Source organism: Paenibacillus sp. P4_E11 (assembly GCF_056401635.1).
Genome location: NZ_JBFUIX010000038.1, coordinates 32,877 through 56,676, shown reverse-complemented (window position 1 = coordinate 56,676; position 23,800 = coordinate 32,877). Strand labels below are relative to the sequence as shown.

Here is a 23,800-nt window from a genome sequence, read left to right as displayed (position 1 = left end):
GGAGGGGAATCCGGGGAACAATTTACTGCCAAGAATGCCTGAAATTCAGCAGTTTTTTGATCATCCGGTCGTAACAGGCGCTTTGGAGAGCTTGTTAGGTCCGGATTATATTCTGGATGCCCATCGACATGGACATTATAATCGACCAGGCAGCAAGGGAATGGCATGGCATAAAGACGATTATTGGGGGAATGAGAAGGTACGTAATCATCATCCCTGGTATGCAATGATCTTTTATTACATGCAGGATGTTACAGAAGATATGGGACCTTCTGCGATTATGCCAGGCACTCAGAATTACTTCAAGCTTGCAGGAGATGATTCGGAGTATAAACTTTCCATCTTGGGAAGAGCGGGTACCTTTGCCTTAATCGATTATGATATTTGGCATACCGCGATGGCGAATCGTTCGGATCTCGATCGCTTCATGCTGAAGTTCCTTTTCTACCGACTTGAGGCACCGAAGCAACCGGAATGGAATAACCAGATCTCGCACTTCGTTCCGCCGCAAGTAAGCCACCCCATTCATGACCATCAGTTGATTTGGGATAGTGTGTGGAATTGGTTATCGGGTAATCCAGTTCAGCCTTTAGAACAAGATATAACGAAGGAAGCAGCGGAGAGGGCGATTCCCCAGCTTATTCGTGAGCTTGAGGATGAAAGAGAGCCGAATGCCTTGAACGGTGCTTACGGCTTAGCGTCATTGGGTGAGCATGGGATTCCTGCATTAATAGAGGCTTTGAATCATTCGTCCGAGCTCGTTGTCCGCAGTGCTGCGTATGGGTTGTCCTCACAAGGTGGTCTTGCGTTAAACGCTCTTGAGGAAGCCATGCATGTGAACTATTTGAATAGAAATGTATATGGGTATATAGCATTTGCCTTGGGAGAGTTAGGTGATTGCGCTTCACCCACTGTGCCCAAGCTGATCGAATGGCTGCAAGAGGATTCTGATTTTGTACGCATGCATGTTACAGAAGCGCTTGGGATGATCAAGCAGCCTGTTGGGCAAATCGTTCCTGCCCTATGTACGCAATTAAAGGATAAGAATGGATATATCCGCTTTAATGCCGGTTTGGCACTAACTCGATTAGGGAAGTCGGCAGTAGAAGCTATCCCTGTATTAGCGACATCGTTATATGATGAAGATCGTTATGTTTCAGCTATTGCAGCTTGCGCCCTTGAACGCATCGGCAGCAGTGAGGCGCTGGGAATCTTGCTCCCGTTCTTAAAGACGGCTCGCTGGTGCCCGGTGACTACGGTGAAAAGCACTTATTGAGTGATGAAATAGCTGGGGTTAGCACGTTATAGTGAATACGGCAGCAGGAGGTGATTACTTGGAAGGAAAAGTAAGACCCAATCATGCTCCAACGATACTAAAGCTCATCCAGAAAGAATTGGTTGCTCGTTATCAATTATATTTGCTTATTGTGCTTCCATTTACGTATATCGTTGTTTTTCATTACTTCCCGCTTTACGGATTACAAATTGCGTTCAAGGATTTTATCGCTACTAAAGGAATTACGGGGAGTCCTTGGGTAGGCTTCAAACACTTTGAGAACTTCTTCGCCTCTCCATCATTTGGGGTTGTCATACGAAATACGCTATATTTAACGCTCTATGGATTGTTGGTCGGCTTTCCATTACCGATTATTCTGGCGCTTGCCTTCAACATTACACTTCGTGCCAAGTTCAAGAAAATTGTGCAAATGATTACGTATGCGCCACATTTTATATCCGTCGTTGTTCTTGTCGGGATGATGTATCAAATCTTGTCACCCAAAATTGGCATTGTCAATCAGCTTATAGTTCATTTCGGAGGCGAGCCTATTCTGTTTATGGGCTCTGAGTATTGGTTCCGACATCTGTATGTGTGGTCCGACGTTTGGCAAAACATAGGCTGGAGCTCTATATTGTATATCTCCGTCCTATCGACTGTAGACTGGCAGCAGCACGAGGCAGCTATTATGGATGGAGCAAGCCGGTTCAAGCGAGTCCTCTATGTTGATCTGCCTGTTCTGATCCCGGTCGCAATCATCCTGCTTATTCTGAATACCGGTTATATTATGAGTGTCGGCTTTGAGAAGGTGTATCTCATGCAGAATACTACGAATCTAGACTCCTCTGAGGTCATCTCGACATACCTATATAAATTAAGTTTTCTAAGCAGTTTGCCCAACTATTCCTATTCGACGGCCATCGGATTTTTTAACTCGATTATCAATTTCGTTATTCTAGTGTTTGTTAATGGACTCGCCAGAAAATACGGGAATACCAGTTTGTGGTAATTATCGGTTAAGGAGAAGCCCATGAGCGTATATAACAAAAGAATAAATAAACAGGATCGATATTTTTATTTCACTAACGATCTGTTCTTATTCATGATGCTGCTGATCATCATATATCCCCTCATCTACGTTGTTAGTGCATCCTTTAGCTCACCCAACGCTGTCGTAACCGGCCGAGTATGGCTATTCCCTGTAGACTTTTCACTTGCTGGCTACAAGGCAGTCTTCGCAAACAACAGCATCATGACAGGGTATGCAAACACCATTTTTTATACCTTAGTGGGTACGTTGATCAGTGTGGTACTGACAATCGCGGCTGCTTATCCACTGGCGAGACGGGACTTTAAACCGAGAAATGCAATCATGATGATCTTTGCCTTTACGATGTTTTTCAGTGGCGGAATTATTCCTACTTATATCCTTGTCAAGGATCTTGGAATGATCGATACCCGCTGGGCGCTACTGCTGCCGCAAGCCATGTCAGTGTTTAATGTTATTATTACGCGAACCTTCTTCCAGAGTACCCCTACTGAGTTGCTCGAGGCGTCCCAAATAGATGGCTGCAGTGATATGCGCTATTTGTTATCCGTCCTCCTCCCATTGTCCAAACCGATCATAGCTGTATTGGCGCTATTTTATTCGGTCTCGATTTGGAACTCTTACTTTGATGCCCTGTTGTATATAAACAAGGAAAGCCTTCGGCCCCTGACATTAGTATTACGTGATATTCTTGTTGCTAACAGTATTGACATGTCCATGATGCAGAACGTCGATATTGATACATTATCGGCCAAGATGGGACTCAGTGAACTGCTGAAATATTCTTTAATCATTGTATCCTCCGTTCCTATGCTTGTTATTTATCCATTCATTCAACACTATTTCGTTAAAGGTGTAATGATTGGGGCCATCAAAGGATGAACCGGCCTAGGCCGTTCGTTGCTTGTTCAAAATAATAAAGGAGGGATTCAGATGAAGAATTTCAAGAGAAAGAGATTTCAATGGGTCATCATTTGTTCTTTAGCTCTGTTGCTTTTGCTTGCGGCATGCTCGAATCAGAATGGAGGAGCTACAAGTAAGTCATCGGTGCCATTATCGACACCTGGGCAGTTTCCAATCGTAAGCCAGCCTACGGAAATCAGCATGTATACGCCTAAGATATCCTGGATCACAGAATGGGATAACAGCGTGGCTACCAAATGGCTGGAGAAAAAAACAAATGTCAAATTGAAATTCACGCTTGGGCCGGAGGCAGCGGAGGAAGGGAAGCAAAAGCTTAACCTAATGCTTGCAAGTGGCACTGAACTGCCCGATGTGTTTTTGAAAGCGGGCCTGTCCACTGATCAGATTGCTGCATACGGAGAGCAGGGCCTGTTCCTGCCCTTGAATGATTATATTAAAAAAGATGGAGTCAATATCAAAAAGCTGACAGAAAAATATCCTGATTTGTTGAAGCAGATTACCGCACCGGATGGCAATATCTACGCACTGCCTATGGTATCCGAGTGTATGCACTGCATGTATGCACAGCGCTTCTGGATCAATAAAAAGTGGCTGGCTGCAGCAAACCAGAAGATGCCGGAAACACCAGACGATTTCTATAAGGTGTTAAAGGCCTTCCAAGGAAAAGATTTGAATGGCAATGGCAAGCAGGATGAAATCCCGTTAATCTCGACTACGAATGGGTGGAATGGGGATTTAACGGGTTTTCTTATGAATCCATTCGTTCCGAGTACCGGCAAGGGCTATGGCTGGCTTTATATGGATAACAAAAAAATTAAAGCTTCCTATATGCAGGATGGTTGGAAGGATGGCTTGAAATACCTGAAGAAGCTGTATGACGAGAAGCTGCTTGACCAAGAGGCATTCTCATTAAAGGTTGATCAGGCAAAAGTGTTGATTGGCGGACCGGACGGCAACCGTGTAGGGGCATTTGCGGACGGTGCGCTCAGCTCCTTGATCCAAATCGCACAGCCTGGGGCACGAGATGAGTTTGTCGTGGTACCTCCATTGAAAAGTGCAAGCGGCAAACGATTAACTCCCTGGTACGAACCATTCGGCGCTCCTTCTTATGTCATCACCAAGTATGCCGATAATCCAGAGCTCGCTTTCCGCCTAGGTGATGCCTTGGCCGTCGACTATTCCCATGATCTGGAATGGAGAAGCTTCTTCTACGGTCAAGAAGGTGTGACTTGGGAAAAGCCTAAGCAGGGGGTCAAGGGACTGAACGGCGATCAGGCCTTATGGAATCAGACTTACCAATGGGGTACACCAACCGATCAGTTCTGGGCGTCTGTAGGTATTTTGTATGCGGCTGCAGATGATAAAGGTACACTTGCCGTTACGAACGACGGATCATTTAACCAGGAGCAGATCTTGTGGGATGCTGCTGTCAAAGATTACAAGCCATATGGTGCAAGCATCATTCCACCGCCGATCTTCTATAAGAAGAATGAAGCGGAAGCGATCGCGGAGCCCAAAACGCAACTGTCCAACTATGTAGAGAAAAGTATCATGGAGTTCGTTACAGGCAAAAAAGACATCGACAAGGATTGGGATGCCTACAAGAAGGATATCGAGAAATTAGGCTATGAAAAGTATTTAAGCACAATGCAATCCGCATACGATCGGCAATACAAATAGTGGAAGCAAGTAGCTGAGAATCAAAGCCTGCATACCACATTGATTGTAGTTGACAAAAACCGTCGGATTGATATCTTGAACTGAGGCTGTCCCAAAAGGGTAGAATACCCTTAAGGATAGCCCTCTTTTTTTGTTGTTATTAAACAAAGGGCCCGATTTTCAACAAGGACCGTGATCGTCTATCCACTAGGATGATGCGAAATTTTCGCACGTACGGATCGTGAATATTGGGTAGGCGTCATGTTAGTTGACCGCTTGAAGTGGCGGGAGAAATAGTGGATGCTGTTGTAACCTAGAAGCTTGGCAATTTCCGTATAGTTGTATTTTTCCTCACGAATCATCGTTTTGGCTCGCTCCACCTTGAGGTCATTCCAATATTCAATGACCCCGCATCCGGTGTTCGATTTGAAAATACGCAATAATTGTGATCGGCCGATCGCGAATTTCTTGCAGATGTCCGTCAATGTCAGCTTCGATTCAACATGAAGCTTCATGTAGGCGACAAGCTGTGTGGTCAGATCTTCATCCTTATTGCTGTTTTCACCTGAACGAAGCTGGGGCTCTGTCTCGATGTTTTTAAGCCTGCGAATGAAATGGATCAGCAGCGCCTCCAGATACACCTTGATTAACTGTTCACTCCCGAACGGAGCGTTTTTCTTTTTGTGCATGACGCGTTTGAATGGCTTATCTAGGCGGGGGGTGAGTGCATTATATCCTTCATTTACGAGCATAGTCAGAATTTTTTTCTCCTGCTCATTGACCTTGAAGCACTTGTTCTCGAAGAAATTCATCGCTATAGAAGCGCAATCAAAAGTAACGATAATAAGATTCGGAGGAGACTTAACGTCGGCTCGCCCGCCATGAAACTGGTTAGGTTTATAAAAAATCACTTCCCCTTGCTTCAAGCTGAATTGCTCGTCCTCCATCTTGACGTGAATTTCCCCTTTATCTACATACACAAATTCCCAAAAATCGTGCCGTTCTCCTTTAGTCGAATAAGAGCCAGAGAGCTCGTAATAATGAAACGTAATAATGCTGTCCACGACGATTTCCTGATTAAGCGTCACACGTTTATATATCATCGGTTGTCCCTCCTTAAAACAAATGTATAGCCAATAAGGTCAGTCAAGTATAGTTCGATTATACTCAAAATCCTCTACGAAACAATAAGTTGAAACACGATTGATCCAAAAGTGCAAAAACAGCGGAATTAATGCTAAAGATGAAAATCAGCTAAGGTCCTACTATTGAATTAAGCTCTAATACTTTGCTAGAGCAGTACACCACTATACCTTACAAGGGAAGTGATAACGAGTTGAACATCATCATTAATCCAATCGCTATGGTGGAAACGGTATGAATGTGATTCGAGTAGGCTTCATCGGGTGCGGCAACATCGCGCATAGTCACGCACTGCGATTGTCCCGCATTGAGAATACGAAAATTGTTGCGCTTGCGGATCCGGGGGAGCAGGGCAGGCAATTGGTGAAAGAGAAATTCGGGCTGAATGAGGCAACTGAGTATGAGAATCACACCGACATGTTAAACGATAGTGAATTGGATGCGGTAATCGTTTGTTCTCCGCACACGCTGCATTTCCGGCATGCCGAGGAGGCGCTGCGAGCAGGTAAGCACGTGCTGATCGAGAAGCCGATGACTTGCTCGTCCAAGGAAGCGGAACAGCTTATCGCGTGCTCCGAGAAATACGGCAAAGTGCTGCAGGTATCGTTCCAAAGACATTTTATGCCCCCATTCATGTATATCCATCAAGCTATCCAGGGTGGGGTGATCGGTAGACTTACTTCGGTGACGGCAACCATGTATCAAGATTGGAAGCAGTCGCAGGTAGGAACTTGGCGGCAAATCCCTGAGCTTTCCGGGGGCGGCATGCTGATGGATTCGGGCAGCCATATTATCGATGTGCTGCTGTGGACGACAGGTTTGACGCCGAAAGAGTTGACGGTTCAACTGGAATGTCACGGATCGCCGGTGGAAATTGATACACTTACGAATATCCGCTTTGCGGAAGGCGCCATCGGCAACATGAACATTATCGGTTTGGCCCCGGTGGCCAGAGTGATGGAAACTTATGCCTTTATTGGAGAAGCCGGCGCCATCTTTTATGACGACGGCCGAGTAACGCTTAACCTGAATGGACAAGATCTGATCGAACCTGAGCTTCCCGAAGCTGAGACGGATCCCGATCGCAGTTTCTTGGATGCGATAAGGGGTAAACATGAGGTCTTGGTTCCCGGAGAGTATGCGCTCAAGGTTGTGAAATTGACCGAGTCGATCTACGCGGCAGCAGGATACGAAGCAATCGAATCATAAAAATCTAACTATTAGAATAAGGGAGAGAGACACATATGGACACGAATATTATACGTCTTGGAGTGATTGGCTGCGGTGGCATGGCAAGCACACACAGCACCGGATATCAAGAGTTAAGTGATCGGATGGTCATCACGGCTACGTGCGACATCATTGAGGAAAGAGCGCGTAAAGCAGCGGAGCTTGCAGGAGCAGAGCTGTTCGTCACGGACTATCGAGAGCTGCTGGATGCAGTCGATGCAGTGTTGGTTGTATTGCCGCATGATCTGCACTTTGAGGTCGGGATGACCTGTTTGAAAGCCGGCAAGCATGTATTGATGGAAAAACCGATGTGCAACACAGAGGAGGAGTGTATCGAGCTTATTCTTGCTGCGGATGAAGCAGGCAAAGTATTGATGACCGCCTATCCTGTCCGATTCTTCCCTGCTGTGCGCATGATGAAGGAGCTGATTGACGGCAAAACTTATGGGGAGTGCTTCCAAATGTCGATTTGGACGGAGCAGTTCACTAAGTACCCAGAAGGGCACTGGGCAACATCAGCTAAGCGGTTAGGTGGTGGACAGTTCTTTAGTCATGGCTGCCACTACGTCGATCTGTTGCTCTGGTTCTTGGGTAAGCCTGTGAGAGGTATTCATCTGGGTACGAACTTCGGAACGCCCTGGATGGAGAAGGAGGGGACCAGTAATGTAACCATTGAGTTCGAGAACGGTGCGTTAGGGTACCATTTCGGGACATGGGGAGCTAGAGGGACTAGACTCGGATGGAGCATTCATGCGCATTGCACGGAAGGCATGCTGGAGATTCATCTTGCTAATCAAAAGCTGTATCTGCATACACATATCAAGGAAGAACGTGCGAATCTGGATACAGAATCACGCACAACCGTATTGCTCGACATGAACATGTCCAGCAAATTCACGCATTTCGAAATCGGGCATTTTCTCGATTGTATCCGGGACGGTTCACGTCCGATAACGGATGGCCCAGCAAGTCTGCAGGGACTTCGCGTCGTTTGGCGCTTGTATGAGGCAGAGTTGAACAGCACATTCGCTGATTTGCGCGGACTTGGACTAGATGAAGATTGGAAGAGTGTCACAACATAAGCCCGTATCAGGAGGTTGTGGATATTGAAGACAAAGACGATTTACTATTATTCCGGCACACATTGGGATAGGGAATGGTATCAATCGTTCCAAGGATTCCGCTATAGATTAGTTACGATGATGAATGATTTGATTGAGGTGCTTGAGACACAGCCGGACTTCGAAGTATTCCATCTGGACGGTCAAACGATTGTACTGGAGGACTTTCTAGAAATTGAGCCGGGCAAGCGCGAGAGATTGCAGAAGCTGATACGGGAGAAACGCATCATAATCGGTCCTTGGTATGTGATGCCAGATGAATACCTGTTGTCAGGGGAGAGTCTGATCCGTAATTTGATTAAAGGAATTCGGATATGCGAGGAGTGGGGAACACAAGCTTGGAAGTACGGATATTTATGTGATATTTTCGGTCATATTGCTCAGATGCCACAAATTTTCAATGGATTTGGCATTACTCATGCTGTAGTGGGTAGGGGGGTTAATGACCACACGGTTCCTGCCCATTTCCTATGGCGATCTCCTGATGGGAGTGAGTGCGTTACGTTCAAGCTGCAGGATGAAGGTCTGTATGGTGCATTTCTAGTCGCGCTTAACGATGCCGCCAGCAAGAAGCTGTCAGGGGAAGAGAAGGACCAATTTCTGAAGGAACGTATTGATTTCGAACTGAATCGGAGCCCGTTTCCCGTACATTTGCTGATGGATAGCTGTGATCATGGGCATATTCGCAAGGAAACGAACGAAGTGCTGGCCACCGTGAGAAGGCTGTATCCTGAGGCGGAGCTAAAGCATGTCAATATCGAACAGATGGGCTTGCAGATGGAGCAGTATCGGGAGAAGATGACCGTCAGAATAGGGGAATTGAACGAGCCAGCTAAAAAGAAAGGGTTCAATCGACTGCTGCCGAACATTTTATCCAGCTATTATCCTCTTAAGCGCGCGAACGATGAATGTCAGACGTTGCTTGAGAAATGGGTGGAGCCATTAACCACAATTGCCACGCTGAGAGGTCACAACATACAGCAATCTTATGCGGACATGGCTTGGAAATATTTGATTCAGAATCATCCGCACGATTCGATCTGTGGTTGCTCCATCGATCAAGTCCATCTAGATATGAGATATCGGTTTGACCAATCGGCTGGAATCTCCAGGCAAATAATAAGTGCTGCATTGGATAAGGAAACGAACAAATATGTTCCGGGAGAGGGCAGTTGGCGGAAGGTTATGACCGTATGGAACCCGCTTCCATTCGCTCAACGTGCTGTTGTCACGGTGGATTTGGATTTTGATAGGAACTATCCGTTCATGAATGAGGTCCACTATGGTTACGAGGTGAAGAATAGCTTCAAACTTTATAACCATCTTGGGGAAGAAGTGCCTTATGGTCTGGTCAGTATGCGTAAAAACTGGAAGCATCGCATCCTTAATCAGAAGATTGGGGTTAACAATCGCCACACCATTTCATTGGAAGTGGATCTGCCAGCAATGGGCTACGCCGAATACGATGTTGTTCCGTTCGTGGGAACGTGCAGATATTTGAATGTTCTGTCTCAGCATGAGAGAGAAGTACAGAACGAATATTTGAAGCTGATCATTGGAGATAACGGCACGGTTAGCATCCACGACAAGCGGAATGGAACGTGCTATGAACATCTATTGAGTTATTTGGATGATGGGGAGATCGGAGACGGGTATAATCATGCCAACCCTGCAGAAGATCGTTTGATATCTAGTTATGGCGCTCCATGCACGATCGAGAGAATTGAGAATGGGCCGGTTCGCACGGTTTTCCAAATCACACATTCCGTTCTTATCCCAAGCCGAATGGAAGAGCATCCAAATGGGTTCCGCCGTTCATCGGAGTCAGTTGTGCTCGTTATTCGCTCGAAAGTGGGCTTGTCCAAAGGGGCGACGTTTGTTGATGTTGAAACGACTGTGACGAACAATGCGCGTGACCATAGACTAAGAGTATCATTGCCAACAGGCATTCAATCCGACACTTATTTCGTGAACCAGCCCTTTGCATTCCAGGAACGGAAGACGGGTTTCGATAGAAGCACCCAGGATTGGAAAGAGTGCGACGTCCCAGAGAAGCAGATGGGCGGCATTGTGGGTAAGCGTGGAGACGAGGGTACAGGACTCGCATTCATATCCGCTTACGGCCTTCATGAGTGTGCGGCAGTTGAGGATGAGAGGGGAACGCTCCAAGTGACGCTATACCGTTCATTCCGAAGAACAGTGGAATCGAACGGGGAGGAGGGAGGTCAAGTAATCGGTGACCTTCATTTCAAATACGCGATTGCACCGCTTGATGGGCATACTTCGTTCGCCGATTTGATCCGGCTGCATGAATGGTTGCAGGCGAGTTACCGGGTAAGCTCTTCTCCAGTGAGCCAAGATTATACGATTGCTGCTCCGACGAGTTTTTTTCAACTATCCGATTCGGATATATGCTTGAGTACGCTCAAGCGTCCTGAGAACGGAATAGAGAATGAAATGATCATTCGCTGCTACAACGTGTCATCCCGAAGCTCGACTGCACGCTTTTCCAGCTTCAAGACGATTATAGGTGTAACCAAAGTGAATATGAATGAAAAAGGCAGCGATCCTCTTCCTCACGAGAGCGACGGATTCGACATTAATCTCCACGGTTCGGAAATTCAAACCTATCGGATAAGGTTCCAGCCAGACTGATTAAGAAGGGGGCGTAACAATGGCTAAAAGGGTGACCATTAGTACGTTGAGCGGTCATTACGCTAATATCGGTGCAGGGCTGCCACACAAAGATGCGATGCAGCAAATGAAAAATCATTTGTTAAGGGAACTGAACCAAGTGCTGCCTGATCAGCCGGACTTGATCGTATTTCCTGAGTGCTGTGACATGCCTGTCAATTATTCGCCAGAACAGCGTCTAGCGTTCTACCGCAACCGGGGTGACGAGCTGTTGCATGTTCTGGCGCAAGTTGCTGCCGACAACCGATGTCATATTGCTTATCCATCTATCCGTCTAATGGAAGACGGTACTTGGCGGAATTCGGTACAGCTTATCGGACGTAGCGGCGAATTACTTGGGGTGTATAACAAAAATCATGCCGTTATCACAGAGATTGAAGGAGATGGCATCGTATGCGGGAATGAGGCTCCGATCATCGAATGTGATTTTGGTCGAGTAGGTTTCGCTATTTGCTTCGATTTGAACTTTGATCAACTGCGCCTGCAATATGTGCAATCCAAGCCTGATCTTATTGTATTCCCTTCCATGTTTCACGGGGGTCTTATGCAGGCTTATTGGGCTTATTCCTGCCGTTCCCACTTTGTCGGGGCTATCGCTGGCGGTTTACCGAGTGCTATCCTATCGCCTGTTGGTCATGTCGTCGCCCAAACATCGAGTTATTACCCTTATGTAAGTGCTACTGTTAATCTGGACTGCGCGGTCATCCATCTGGATCAACACCAGGGGAAGCTGGCAGCTATGCGGGCCAAATACGGGTCGAAGGTCAAAGTAACGGATCCCAGCTATCTGGGGTCAGTTCTACTGTCATGCGAGACCGATGAATTATCGATTCAAGACTTGATGAATGAGTTTCAGTTTACCCTGCTTGATGACTACCTTACACAATCGTTAACGTATCAGAACAAGTCTAGACTTTAATAGCTTGAATAATAACGCGGTGGAGTACAATACTCCACTGCGTTTTTTTGCTCCGCAACCGAGGGTGGATTAACACGAATGTGCAAAATAAACGGAATAAATGGTAAAGATCGATTCTTGGGTTGGTTCTATCATGATAATAGCGAGACGAAAAGTAGCGAGAGGAGGGAAGGATAGAAAAAAGGATTCTGTGTACGTCCAATGTCTTGCTAGCGCTTCCAAGTCAGTCATTTGTAAATAAGTCCTTGATTTTTTTGGCCAGTGATCTCATTCGTTAAGAGTTTGCCAAAGTATAAGAGGGGAGTAATGACATGATTAGAATACGCCAAAGAGCAGTTCATGCATGGGTCATGATGATGCTGATTGTTTGTATCGCTGCCGGATGCACAGGGGGGAATCCTGATGCAGGGCCTGTCCCAGAGGATAACAAAACGACGAGTCCTAAAGCATTGAGTACGGAACCGGTTACTTTGAAAATCATGTATTACAATACGTTGGTTCAGAAGGAAGACATCGATAAATTTATTGCCGAGCCCATCAAGAAAAAATATCCTTTTATTACAGTAGAGTATATCCAAACGATTAACGCTACTTCTTTATCTTCGTTGATTGCTGCAGGTCAGGCAAAGGACATTCCGGATCTCGTGATCACGGACTATCCCAACTTATCAGGGTTGATGCAATATAATTATCCGTTGGATCTGAACGAATTGTTGAAGCGGGAAAACGTGAACCTGAGTAAATTAGACAAGATCGCCCTCGACGGAGTCAAAGCTATGGGTTCCAAAGGGGAATTGTATGGGTTGCCGTTCTATTTAGACAAATACATGATGTTCTACAACAAAGACATTTTTGATAGATTCGCCATTCCGTATCCGACTGACGATATGAGCTACGAGGATCTCGTCACCCTCGTCAAAAAACTGACTCGAAAAGATGACAAGATTGATTATATTGGGTATCGTTGGGGTAATTTGTATACCGTCGGGATGCAATTCGGGCTTCCGGTTATTAATTCCAAGACAGGAAAAGCCGAAATTCAAACGGAAGGATGGAAGCATTCGCTTTCTATGGTCAAGCAAATGCTGGATGCCGGTGTTGTTGTCGTTCAGCCTGATGCCTTCTTTAAAGAGAGACGATTAGCTATATATCCGCAGTGGTTAGGTGCTGCATACGGTCTATTTACGAAAGAAACAGCAGGTTTAAACTGGGATCTGGCGGCGATGCCCTACTCCAAAGACCAACCCAAGACCTCCGGTCCTGCCAAGCCGCTCTATCTCACTGTTTCATCGGTAAGCCAACACAAAGAGCAGGCAGCCGCAGTCGTTTCTTATTTGACGACTTCGCAGGAAGTACAGATGCTTTTGTCACAGAACGGAAGAATTAGCGTCTTGAAAGATGATGCCATCCAAAAGCAGTTCGGCAACAAGCTGGATGTGCTGCAGGGAAAAAACGTAAGCGCTGTCTTCAAGCATCCTTTCGGTCAGCTTCCTTATACGAATTCTTATGAAGCTGTGGCCTGGCCCGCTCTGAATGCAAGCATAGACAAGGTTATTAAGGGACAGGATGTCAACAGTGCGCTGCGGGATGCGGAAGAGGAAGCGAATAAAAAGGTCGATGAAGTAAGGAAATAGATGATCGTGCGTTGCGGTGCATCATGGCGGCGGTCAAATCGAAGCAGGGAGAAGGAAAGGAACAATGAGCGCCTTCGCTGAAGACAAACCGATTGAGATTCAACTGCCTCCAACGATAAACGCAATGACAGGCAAAGAAATCAACATTTACTTTGACAATCTGATTGCAGGCCATGCAGATGACTACCTATTTGACGTTATCTGCTCAATCGGCATCCATCAGAATGAACGTTGGACATTAATCACGAATACAGCAGGAACATACCCGATCACGATTGACGTGTACGACAAAAAGAGCGTGCAGAAGATCGGTACGGCTTCGGCAGAGGTAGTAGTCAAATTGAGTAGCGTTGGAAGTGGTGTCACGAAAAGTGCCTTATTCATTGGGGATAGTATAACGGCTGCCGGTAAGTATACTAACGAATTGCTCAACCTATACAGCTTCGATACGATGGACATTACGCTGCTAGGTTCGCAAGGAACGGCACCGAACCTTCACGAAGGTCGGGGTGGCTGGCGAGTGGAACAATATACTACGGATTCCTCCAGCCCCTTTGTGTTCGATGGTGCATTTAACTTTTCGCAATATATGAGCAGTCAAGGGTATACCGATGTCGATTTTATCATCTTCCACTTGGGGATCAATGATATTTTCAACGAAACGAGCGATTCCGGCGCTGACGCCGTCGTTAATGCGGCGGTCACGGCATATAACAACATGATCGCCAATATTAAGACATCGTTCCCGGACGTGAAGATCGGCATGTGCCTAACGATTCCGCCGTCAAAGCATCAGGACGCATTCGGGAATAACTACGGCTCCGGACAAACGAGATGGCGATATAAGATGAACTGGTTCCGATGGAATAAAGCAATTCTGGCCGCTTTCAAAAACCGGACCACAGAGAACATTTACCTTGTCCCGCTTAATGTGATCCTTGACACGGAACACAATATGAAGGTGTCGACGGTTGCAGTGAATTCAAGAAATAACACGACGATTGATCGTCAGTCGGACGGGGTTCACCCGGCTGACACGGGATACAATCAAATGGCCGATGCGATCTATTACTGGCTGAGAGGATTTGAGAGCTGATTTCAGGAGCTGAATCGAAACCCGTGATGGAAACCAGTAATGGCAAAGAAAGGACTCGCCGATCGATACGTCGGCGAGTCCTTTTACGTAGCGGTACAGCGATAAAGCAAAAATTTGATAAGTGAAAAAGTTGTTGATTGGAATTTTACTAGGCTGTGCTCTATCCTTCACCACGATCGGGTACGCTTCTAACGTCATGGAAACGGTCCTTTATCCAGTGAAATTGTTCCTGTATGGCCAAGAGCAATCGATTGGGGGCGAGTACGAGATGCTCAATTACAACGGTCACGCCTATGTCCCACTCCGATTCGTAGCAGAACAACTGAACGGCAAGGTGACGTACGACGAAATGGAGCCGCGGAATACGCCTGCTACAACCTTTCCTTCATTGAAGTCTAAGTAAGGGTAAGCCCCTTGACCTTCACGTTACGTGAAGCCTTACGGTAAAGAAGGCCAATCGCCAACTACCATAATCGAGAGGGGCAAAACCAAATGCCAAGTCAAACATCGAACGATCAACCGAACCGCGAACCGAATCACACCCACATCTACAGCCTCGAGGCCGACCGCTACCACCAGCTCATCGCCAAACAGACCGGCCTGCTGCCGATCATCGAGGCGATCCGACCGGTCGACGGCCTCGACGTCGTCGACCTCGGCGCCGGCTCCGGCCGGCTGACGCTCGAGCTCGCGCCGAAGGCACACTCCGTCGTCGCGCTGGACGCCTCGGCCGCGATGCTGCACGTCACGAGCCGCCGGCTCGAGGCGGCCGGCCTCGCGCACGCGAGCGTGCGGACCGCGGTGGCCGACCACCGCGAACTGCCGCTCGCGGACAGCAGTGCCGACCTGATCGTCGCCGGCTGGACGATCAGCTATGCCGTACATGCGGGCGCCGCCAATGCGCAACGCCAGCTCCGCACGATCCTCGCGGAGCTGAAGCGCGTGCTCCGCCCGAACGGCACCATCGTCATCTTCGAGACGATGGGCACCGGGGCGACAACGCCGAACCCGCCAGCGTTCCTGACCGACTACTACGTGGCGTTGGAGCAGGAGTATGGGTTCCAACACAAGTGGATCCGCACGGATTACACGTTCGATAGCCTCGAGCAGGCGGTGGAACTCACAGGGTTTTTCTTCGGCGACACTCTATCGGAGCAAGTACGTGACCGAGGCAGCGCTACATTACCTGAATGCGCAGGAGTATGGTGGTGGCAACACTGAGTAACAGATTTCCCTTACTCCACTTCGCGGAACCGTTCCTTCTTCACGAAGCAATAATAGAACAAGATCGAGATCAGCGTATACACGAACGCGGTAATCGTGAAGGCGTACGCGTATCCGTAATAGGCGCCGTAATGAGCGACCAGCCCTGTGCTGACTGGAGACGCGAGGAACCAGCCTAGGTTGAACATCGCCTCGCCCGAGCTGGAGGCGAGGCCCCGCATGGAACGATCCACATACTTCATTTTGATCGAATTGTAGAACGGATTCGCCGCATTCATGAGCGCTTGGCGGAACAAATACCCGACACTCGCCAAGAAGAAGTTTGAGGTATATGCCGTCAGCAGCATGAACGGGATGGAGCTCAGCTGTAGCACCACAACAGCTCGGGCTTCACCCAACTTGCGGGCGATCGTTGGTCCGAGCAGGAAGGCGAGCGCTGTGGCCCCTTGCCCGAGGGACACGACGAAACCGATCGTCGTATGCGACACGACGAAGCGGTCCGCGAAGTAGACATTCAGGTAAGGAATAATCATACCCCCGGCTGTGGAAGAGAGCAGCCCGAGTACAGCGAACAGGCCAATAACCTGGAGCGACGATCGCTGCTTCACATCTAGGTCGCGCCATCGCCGCCCCCGCCAACGACGCGGTTGTTGCTGCACAGCATTAGACTTACGCTGAGCCTCGTCCCCCATATCCCCGGCGTACCACAGCACCGGGATCAACCCCAAAGCCGCCGTCCCTACCCCGATGAGCAGTGTCGTTCGGAGAGCCATCACTTCCGAGAAGTGAAATGCCTGCTGGAACACATCGCTCAGCCCCCCGCCCAACATATTCCCCATCACATTCGCCATCATGACGAGCGCCATGTTGAAGCTGAACAAGTGTACCCGCTGTCGAGGTGTGGAATTGTTCGCCATGAACGGAAGAATCGTCGCCGAGACGACTGCGGTTGCTAGCCCGCCGAGGAACGCCGTGACGATCAAGCCTTGTCCGGTCACGAATACGCAGCGTGCTCCGTACGCGATGACCACGCCGAATAAGCCGATGGCGACGAGTCGCTTCGGACCGTATCGGTCGTTCAGAATCCCGGCGGGGATCAGGATGAGGGCTGAAGCGATGGCGGTGACGCCTACCAGTTGGCCTACCATGGTTTGGTCGTAGCCTAGTGATCTTACGTATAAATTGTAGACGAGCCCGAACATACCGAGCCCCAGATTCCAGACCAGATTGAAGATGAAGAATAGGCGGATGTTCCGGCTGTACGCCATCAACTGGGTTTTCCATTCGTTCAGAAATATAGACATGAGTCTAGGTTACCTTAATCGACGGGAAACTTCCTAGAGTTAAAATAAGGAAAATGGTTTCTTAAACAAATCGCCCGCCAATTTGTGCCAAACTCTTTTTTTCGCTATACTACATATGATGAACCTAACATGGACAGGGGGCTATACAGCTATGTATGATACGTTTAAATGGATTCACGTGATTTCTGCGATTCTAATGATCTTCTATGTGGTGCTACCTTTCCTCGCAGGCGGGGCGGCCAAGCCCGATACGGCTGCAGGCCTGCATCGGCTGAACCGGATCGGCCAGTATATTCTGATCATCAGCTTCCTGACCGGTGGATATATGGTTAGCAAAGCTGGCATGTCCATTACATGGATGGTGGCGGCAGTCGTTATTATCCTTGTTATGTTCGCCATGGCTGGCATGATGTCCGGCCCGCTGAAGCGGTTGAAGACCGGCAACTCCGGTACGGCAGATTCCGTACGGAAGTTCCGCACATTTAGCAGCGTAGCGGCGGTAGCGTTCATTATGCTCGTCATCCTGATGTATAATCCTACGTGGTTCGCTTAAGGCACAGGGTAGGCAAGACGCGAAGGAGCCGGTCTCATCTTAGTGATGAACCGGCTCCTATTGCTTACACATCCTCAGACAACTCGTCGAGCGTCTTCTCGAAGCTAGGCGCCATATGCTCCAGGAAGTACTCCAATTCGGGCATGTTCATCTTCGTGATGGACTGCTCGATTTGTTTTTTGGCCATGGAAAATTCTCGATTGCCCGCCGACAGCTCCGTGACACACTTCAAGTACGCATCCAGCAGATCGGCCGCCTTGATGTACTTCTTATGCTCCACCTGCTCTGGCGTAAGCTCCGTGTTCTTGCCGTGCTCGCCGATCAACGGGGTATACACATGCTTCAGCTCCTCCGGAACCATGTTCAGCAGCCGGGAAGCCGCGATATCCTCGATTTCGCGAAAGTTATGCAAGATTTCCTTGTTGTGATGCTTCACCGGCGTAGGAATATCTCCTGTGAACACCTCGGTCACATCATGGAACAGCGCCTGCGTCACAATATGCTCGGTAGGCACGCTTCGACCATACACTACATTCGCAATCGTGCAGAGGGCATGGGTCAGCAAGGCAACCTGAAACGTATGTTCAGCGACGTTCTCCTTCAATACGTTGCGCATCAGACTCCAACGCTCGATATATCTCAATCGGTATAAGTAGGCAAGAAAATGGCTTTCCATCCTAGGTACGCCCCCTTTGAATAAAGTTAATGGATTGGGTGCAGGGTTCCTGCTACTTCACAACAATGCTCCTTGTAATCGTACTATGCAACTGCTGGGGCGATATATTCGGATTCCCCCCATTGATCCGCGGGATCAACATCGGGTCCGTCCGACGAGTCGTCATCTGTGGCGTGATCGTATAAGCGAAAGTAATGCCGCATTGCATCAAGAACTCTCTCGACAGCTTGTTCGATATCCCGAATGGATAGGCCAAGTCGACCGTCATTTCCTGGGTTAGCGCACTCACTTCTTGCAAGCAAGCCTGTGTGTCATACAGAATGCGCGCTTTATACTGCTCATCGGTTTCGACCACGTCATTAATCGTTAATTTGTTCGTCAAGTATGCCAGGTTGCCCTGCTTGTTGTGGTTGCCATTCGTGTGACATGCGGCCTTGATCGATTTGGTCTTGCTCGTCATATCGCGCACCTGGTCTCGAGACATGAACGGAATGCTGCCGATATACGGGTTGTAGTCCGGATGATCCAGTGTCTCTGTAATGAGAAAGTTGACCGCAGGCACATGCAGTTGTTCCAGAATGGGATAAGCGTTCGTATAAAAGCTTTCGTAGCCGTCATCGAAGGTGACCAGAACGGCATTGTTCGGAACGGAGCCGCCTTTCAGAAACTGATGAAGCTCGTCCGGCGAGATGAATGTATAACCCTTGTCCCGCAGGAAGCTTAGCTGTTCACGGAACAGCTGGGTCGTAATGGTGCTGGAGCTCTCGTCTGTATCGCTCACATGATGGTACATGAGCACGGCCACTTGATTGGTGTATAAGGTGTTGTCCCTTGAGGCACTCAATCGAGGCAGCAGCAGGGAGGAGCCAACGATAAGCAGGATGAAAGCTCGTAAGATGGATTTAATCATAGGACACCTTCCACTAAATAGACATAGGCTCTAGCAAACGACATGACAAAAATGAAAAAAATCTGGTATGATGCTTATATAGATAGCTTATTAGAATCATTATAAAGGAGACTGCCCTCATCATGAATCATTTTCAAGAAAGTGTATACCGGCTTATTGTAGAAACATCGACTAACTTACCTGCTGACGTGCGACGCGCTGTGCAAAAAGCTCAGGAGCTAGAGGACACCGGCACACGTGCGGCGTTGTCTCTATCCACTATAGCAGAGAACATCACGATGGCCGAGTGCAACGTTTCGCCGATCTGTCAGGATACGGGGATGCCGACTTTCATTATACATTGTCCGGTTGGCGCAAACCAGATTATGATGAAGAAACAAGTGTTAGAAGCCGTTCGTCAAGCGACAAAGAACACCAAGCTGCGCCCCAACTCTGTAGATTCACTCACTGGCGCGAACAGCGGGGACAATCTCGGTGCAGGTTCGCCAGTCATTCACTTTGAACAATGGGAGCAGGACACGATCGATGTTCGCCTTATTCTGAAGGGTGGCGGGTGCGAGAACAAGAATATTCAGTACAGCCTGCCTGCCACGCTGGAAGGGGTAGGGAAGGCAGGACGTGATCTCGATGGCATCCGCAAGTGCATCATGCACGCTGTGTACCAGGCGCAAGGCCAAGGATGCAGTGCAGGCTTCATCGGGGTTGGGATCGGCGGCGACCGCACAACGGGTTACGAGCTGGCCAAGCATCAGTTGTTCCGCACGGTAGATGATGTGAATGAGAATTCGGACCTCCGCAAGCTGGAAGATTACGTGATGGACAATGCGAACAAACTCGGGATCGGCACGATGGGTTTCGGCGGTCAAGTGACCTTGCTTGGTTGCAAGATTGGAGTTATGAATCGACTGCCCGCCAGCTTCTTCGTATCCGTTGCTTACAACTGTTGGGCGTTCCGTCGTCAAGGCGTGCTGTTGAACCCTGAGACAGGCGAGATTCAAGAGTGGATCTACGAGGATGGCAAGGAAGTCCCTATGACGGACGACCAAGCGAAGCCAGCTGAGCCGAAGGAAGAGCGTAAGGAAATCGTATTGCAGGCGCCGATTACCGAAGAGCAGATTCGTCAGCTTCGCGTTGGCGATGTCGTCGTGATCAATGGCGAGATGCACACAGGGCGCGATGCCTTGCATCATTACTTGATGGATCACGACTCGCCGGTTGACTTGAATGGACATGTTATTTATCACTGCGGTCCGGTTATGGCCAAGGACGAGAGTGGCGAATGGCATGTGAAGGCGGCCGGCCCGACGACGAGTATTCGTGAGGAGCCTTACCAAGGCGACATTATTAAGAAGTTCGGCATTCGCGCCGTTATCGGCAAAGGCGGGATGGGACCGAAGACGCTCGCGGCATTGGGCGAGCACGGAGCGGTCTACTTGAACGCCATCGGCGGTGCTGCTCAATATTATGCGGAGTGCATCAAGAAAGTAAACGGCGTGGATTTGATGGAATTCGGCATCCCGGAAGCGATGTGGCACTTGCAGACTGAAGGTTTCGCCGCCATCGTGACGATGGATTCGCACGGCAACAGCCTGCACGCGGATGTAGAGAAGAATTCGCTGGAGAAGCTGGCTACGTTCAAGGAGCCGGTGTTCAAGTAAACGAATCGAATAGGTACGCTTGCAGGAGCCTGGCGAAGCAGTCGCTAGGCTCCTGTTCCAATTATTCCCTAATAGCGCTCCCATATTGCCGCGTTCAGGATAGCAATGTTACAATAACGGGAAAGTACGGTGAGGACAAGCTCATTGGGGCTCTAATTACTACCATTGACAGAATAGTTTGCGTTACCGATAACCTAATATTTGACAACTCCCTACTCGATCAGGAGGATGAAGCCGTGTGTTAACGAACAGCCTTGCCATTAACCGGGTGAAACGGGGGAAGGTCCCGCTGCTCCGCAAAAGCTTCATCATGGTCCTATTGTTTGCCAGCCTGCCAACGGCCCTGCTTGCAGTCATCACTTATTTCGTAGGAGCTGCACAGATCGAGCGGGAGGTGGATCGGACGCATCAACTCCGGCTGCAGCATATGGCCGAGACGCTGAACGGGCAACTGGAGCAACTGGAGAAGATGGTCACGATGTGGACATTCAATCCAATCTTTCAGTCTCCGCTCGGTGATATGTCCGCGGATTCGATTCAGAAGGACCCTGTATTGGAGCTGAATCTGGCCAAGACGATTCTCGTTATGGGCAACTCTAATCCGCTGATCAAGGAGGTTCGGCTATACTTGCCGGACAATGGCTTATACTTGTCAGCACTGGACAGCAGTGTCGTCGTGCCGATCAACAACACAGAGGAGCTCGATTTCTTCCGATCGTTGCTCATTCGCGACATGAATCATTATTGGACGTACGCGCAGGGGCAGCTTTCGATTGTGCAGATGGTGCCGCAGCGAGCGCCATACGGATATTTATTGGCGCAGATGGATGCGGCAGCTGTTAACGAGCTGATCCGGCTCGACCCTGCCTTACACGGAAGCGCCTTCATCTTGAAGTCGAACGGTGACTGGCTCGATCCGGCGGTCTCGCAGGATGAGGCGCACGCATTCGATTACTTCCTGCGCGGAGAGGTCGCCCGTCAATCGGATAAGCAGGAAGGCTCGTTCTTCAGCTTGTGGAATGGGGATAAATATTCGGTCACCTACGGTACCATCGAACGGACGGGATGGACGTACGTGTCCGCCACGCCGACTTCGGCGTTGACGCAGCCGGTTGTGAACGCCTCGCGTATATTATTGGCTGTTGGAGGGCTTGGGATTCTCGTATCCATCGGATTGTCCTGGTTCGCTTCGAGGAAGCTGACGCAGCCGCTCGCCCGTCTGGTGAAGCTATTCCGTGCTGCGAAGCCCGGACCCGCCGACGCAGAGGCGGGGGACGAAGTAGACTTCATTGAACGGCACTGGCAGTTCGTGAACCGTGAGAGCCAACTGCTGCACGAGCGCATGGAGCAGCATATCGGCACGTTGCGTGAGCTGTTCTTGTTCCAACTGCTGAACGAACACTTGGGCCATCTGTCCGAGGAGGAGCTTCGCAGCCGCATGGAGCAGTATGGCTGGGAGATGGAAGGACGGGTGCCTGCCCTCATGGTGTTCCGGCTGATCGGGTACAGCAAGATCCGGGATCGGTTCGGCGAAGGCGAGGAGCAACTCGCGACCTTCGCTGCGGCCAACGTGATCGGAGAATTGGCCGAAGGTCAATTCGAGCAGGCGGAAGTGTCCAGCGGCAGCGGCAACGAGTTGTCCATCTGCCTGTTCGTGTTGCTTTCGGCTGAGCAACCAGTCGAGGAGAGGGAAACACGGCTATATGAGTTCAGCGAGCAGACGATTCGTGGGCTCACTACGGTGCTGCACCTGCACGTATTGGCTGGCATTGCCAAGCCTGTTGTGCAGGTCAGCGAACTGCCGTTGGCCTACCATGAAATATGCCGTTCGTTCCGCCATCGGAATATGCAGGAGATGAGCCAGATCTTCGTCATGGAGCAGACAACACTGAAGGATACGGCATTGGCGTACCCGTTCGCGGCGGAAAAGGAACTATTGCGTCGGATGAGAGCTGGAGAACGAGAAGACACATTAGCCGCACTCGAGCAGTTCGTACGTGAGCTCACGCTGAGCGGGGAGACTGAAATTGCCGTCAAGCAAGGGATGCATCAGCTGCTCGGAGCCTTCATCCACCAAGTACTGCTCACCGGCTACAATCCGCTTCACTTGTTCGACGGAGAAGATCTGTATGACGAGCTGTCCAGGATGCGTGAAGCAGAGGAAATACAGCTATGGTTCACGACGAAGATTGCTTTCTATATGGAGAAGATTGAGCAGACGGAGAGCAGCACGCAGCTTGATTTGATGAAAGAAACGGTAGAGAAAGTCGTCTTGCTTCTCGAGGAAGACTATCCGAAGGACATCTCGCTCGAGATGTATGCGGATCGATTCGACGTCGGGATGTCGAAGTTGAGCGCAAGCTTCAAGGAAGTGACCGGTGTGAACTTCATAGATTACTTGACACGATTGAGGCTGGAGAAGTCGAAGGAGCTTCTGCTGCACTCCAAGGAGAAGGTGAACGACATTGCCTTTCTCGTCGGCTATCAACCCTCATACTACTACCGTGTATTTAAGAAGCATGAGGGCGTTACGCCGACGCGATACCGTGAGCTTTACAAATAACCCGGATAGAGAGCTGGAAACAGCCATATAGCCGGGATGTGTAGCAGGAAGTGCACTTTTTTTCGGAGAAGTGCACTTTTTTGTTATCCGAAAAAGTGCACTGCGAGGAAAAGTTTTCTGTTGATGGCAACGCTTCCATTCGGTAAGGTCGAACTACGAAAACTTCAT

The 23,800-nt window shown here is 49.1% G+C and carries 19 protein-coding genes; 15 read left to right on the top strand and 4 right to left on the bottom strand.

Annotated features, from left to right (window positions below; all coding sequences use genetic code 11):
* The 4 genes from AC1DWB_RS16200 to AC1DWB_RS16185 form a co-directional block, all read left to right on the top strand.
* The coding region (locus AC1DWB_RS16200) for a HEAT repeat domain-containing protein (protein ID WP_477542118.1) at window positions 1–1,276 on the top strand (1,276 nt) is incomplete at its 5' end.
* A gap of 58 nt (window positions 1,277–1,334) precedes the next feature.
* Complete coding sequence (locus AC1DWB_RS16195) at window positions 1,335–2,285, top strand: ABC transporter permease (RefSeq protein WP_477542117.1); 951 nt, start codon at window positions 1,335–1,337, stop codon at window positions 2,283–2,285.
* Between the two features lie 21 nt (window positions 2,286–2,306).
* The gene (locus AC1DWB_RS16190; protein WP_477542116.1) at window positions 2,307–3,206 is read left to right on the top strand and encodes a carbohydrate ABC transporter permease; all 900 of its coding nucleotides are present in this window, start codon (window positions 2,307–2,309) and stop codon (window positions 3,204–3,206) included.
* 51 nt (window positions 3,207–3,257) lie between these two features.
* A complete protein-coding gene (locus AC1DWB_RS16185; protein ID WP_477542115.1) occupies window positions 3,258–4,928 on the top strand; it encodes a type 2 periplasmic-binding domain-containing protein in 1,671 nt (556 codons plus the stop codon).
* Window positions 4,929–5,107: 179 nt separating this feature from the next.
* Here AC1DWB_RS16185 and AC1DWB_RS16180 read toward each other — a convergent pair whose 3' ends face one another.
* Window positions 5,108–6,010, bottom strand: a complete 903-nt coding sequence (locus AC1DWB_RS16180; RefSeq protein WP_477542114.1) for an AraC family transcriptional regulator — start codon at window positions 6,008–6,010, stop codon at window positions 5,108–5,110.
* A gap of 274 nt (window positions 6,011–6,284) precedes the next feature.
* Here AC1DWB_RS16180 and AC1DWB_RS16175 point away from each other — a divergent pair, with 274 nt between their 5' ends.
* The 8 genes from AC1DWB_RS16175 to AC1DWB_RS16140 all read left to right on the top strand — a co-directional run bounded on the left by AC1DWB_RS16175 (window position 6,285) and on the right by AC1DWB_RS16140 (window position 15,965).
* Entirely contained in the window at window positions 6,285–7,259 is a 975-nt protein-coding gene (locus AC1DWB_RS16175; RefSeq protein ID WP_477542113.1) for a Gfo/Idh/MocA family protein, read from the top strand.
* Between the two features lie 35 nt (window positions 7,260–7,294).
* Window positions 7,295–8,362 (top strand): Gfo/Idh/MocA family protein, encoded by a 1,068-nt coding sequence (locus AC1DWB_RS16170; RefSeq protein WP_477542112.1) that lies wholly within the window; start codon window positions 7,295–7,297, stop codon window positions 8,360–8,362.
* Between the two features lie 24 nt (window positions 8,363–8,386).
* Window positions 8,387–11,056, top strand: a complete 2,670-nt coding sequence (locus AC1DWB_RS16165; protein ID WP_477542111.1) for a glycoside hydrolase family 38 N-terminal domain-containing protein — start codon at window positions 8,387–8,389, stop codon at window positions 11,054–11,056.
* A 19-nt stretch (window positions 11,057–11,075) separates the two neighbouring features.
* Window positions 11,076–12,014 (top strand): carbon-nitrogen hydrolase family protein, encoded by a 939-nt coding sequence (locus tag AC1DWB_RS16160; RefSeq protein WP_477542110.1) that lies wholly within the window; start codon window positions 11,076–11,078, stop codon window positions 12,012–12,014.
* A 311-nt stretch (window positions 12,015–12,325) separates the two neighbouring features.
* The gene (locus AC1DWB_RS16155) at window positions 12,326–13,648 is read left to right on the top strand and encodes an ABC transporter substrate-binding protein (RefSeq protein ID WP_477542109.1); all 1,323 of its coding nucleotides are present in this window, start codon (window positions 12,326–12,328) and stop codon (window positions 13,646–13,648) included.
* 64 nt (window positions 13,649–13,712) lie between these two features.
* Window positions 13,713–14,744 (top strand): SGNH/GDSL hydrolase family protein, encoded by a 1,032-nt coding sequence (locus AC1DWB_RS16150; RefSeq protein ID WP_477542108.1) that lies wholly within the window; start codon window positions 13,713–13,715, stop codon window positions 14,742–14,744.
* 133 nt (window positions 14,745–14,877) lie between these two features.
* Window positions 14,878–15,147: a stalk domain-containing protein gene (locus AC1DWB_RS16145; protein WP_477542107.1), complete on the top strand. Its 270-nt coding sequence runs from the start codon at window positions 14,878–14,880 to the stop codon at window positions 15,145–15,147.
* An 89-nt stretch (window positions 15,148–15,236) separates the two neighbouring features.
* Window positions 15,237–15,965, top strand: coding sequence for a class I SAM-dependent methyltransferase (locus AC1DWB_RS16140; RefSeq protein ID WP_477542106.1), 729 nt, complete (start codon window positions 15,237–15,239; stop codon window positions 15,963–15,965).
* Between the two features lie 14 nt (window positions 15,966–15,979).
* On the opposite strand, the gene AC1DWB_RS16135 is transcribed toward AC1DWB_RS16140, so the two are convergent.
* Window positions 15,980–17,272, bottom strand: coding sequence for an MFS transporter (locus tag AC1DWB_RS16135; RefSeq protein WP_477542105.1), 1,293 nt, complete (start codon window positions 17,270–17,272; stop codon window positions 15,980–15,982).
* A 151-nt stretch (window positions 17,273–17,423) separates the two neighbouring features.
* Between AC1DWB_RS16135 and AC1DWB_RS16130 the strand changes: the two genes are divergently transcribed.
* Window positions 17,424–17,825 (top strand): hypothetical protein, encoded by a 402-nt coding sequence (locus tag AC1DWB_RS16130; RefSeq protein ID WP_477542104.1) that lies wholly within the window; start codon window positions 17,424–17,426, stop codon window positions 17,823–17,825.
* Between the two features lie 64 nt (window positions 17,826–17,889).
* Here the strand turns inward: AC1DWB_RS16130 and yfbR are convergent, their stop codons facing one another.
* Window positions 17,890–18,501 (bottom strand): 5'-deoxynucleotidase, encoded by a 612-nt coding sequence (yfbR, locus tag AC1DWB_RS16125; protein ID WP_477542103.1) that lies wholly within the window; start codon window positions 18,499–18,501, stop codon window positions 17,890–17,892.
* 52 nt (window positions 18,502–18,553) lie between these two features.
* Window positions 18,554–19,411 carry a polysaccharide deacetylase family protein gene (locus AC1DWB_RS16120; RefSeq protein WP_477542102.1) on the bottom strand — a complete coding sequence of 286 codons (858 nt, stop codon included), beginning with the start codon at window positions 19,409–19,411 and terminating at the stop codon, window positions 18,554–18,556.
* A 122-nt stretch (window positions 19,412–19,533) separates the two neighbouring features.
* Between AC1DWB_RS16120 and AC1DWB_RS16115 the strand changes: the two genes are divergently transcribed.
* On the top strand, window positions 19,534–21,069 hold the full coding sequence (locus tag AC1DWB_RS16115; protein ID WP_477542101.1) for a fumarate hydratase: 1,536 nt from the start codon (window positions 19,534–19,536) through the stop codon (window positions 21,067–21,069).
* A 238-nt stretch (window positions 21,070–21,307) separates the two neighbouring features.
* Window positions 21,308–23,632: a helix-turn-helix domain-containing protein gene (locus AC1DWB_RS16110; RefSeq protein WP_477542100.1), complete on the top strand. Its 2,325-nt coding sequence runs from the start codon at window positions 21,308–21,310 to the stop codon at window positions 23,630–23,632.
* Window positions 23,633–23,800 lie beyond the last annotated feature (168 nt).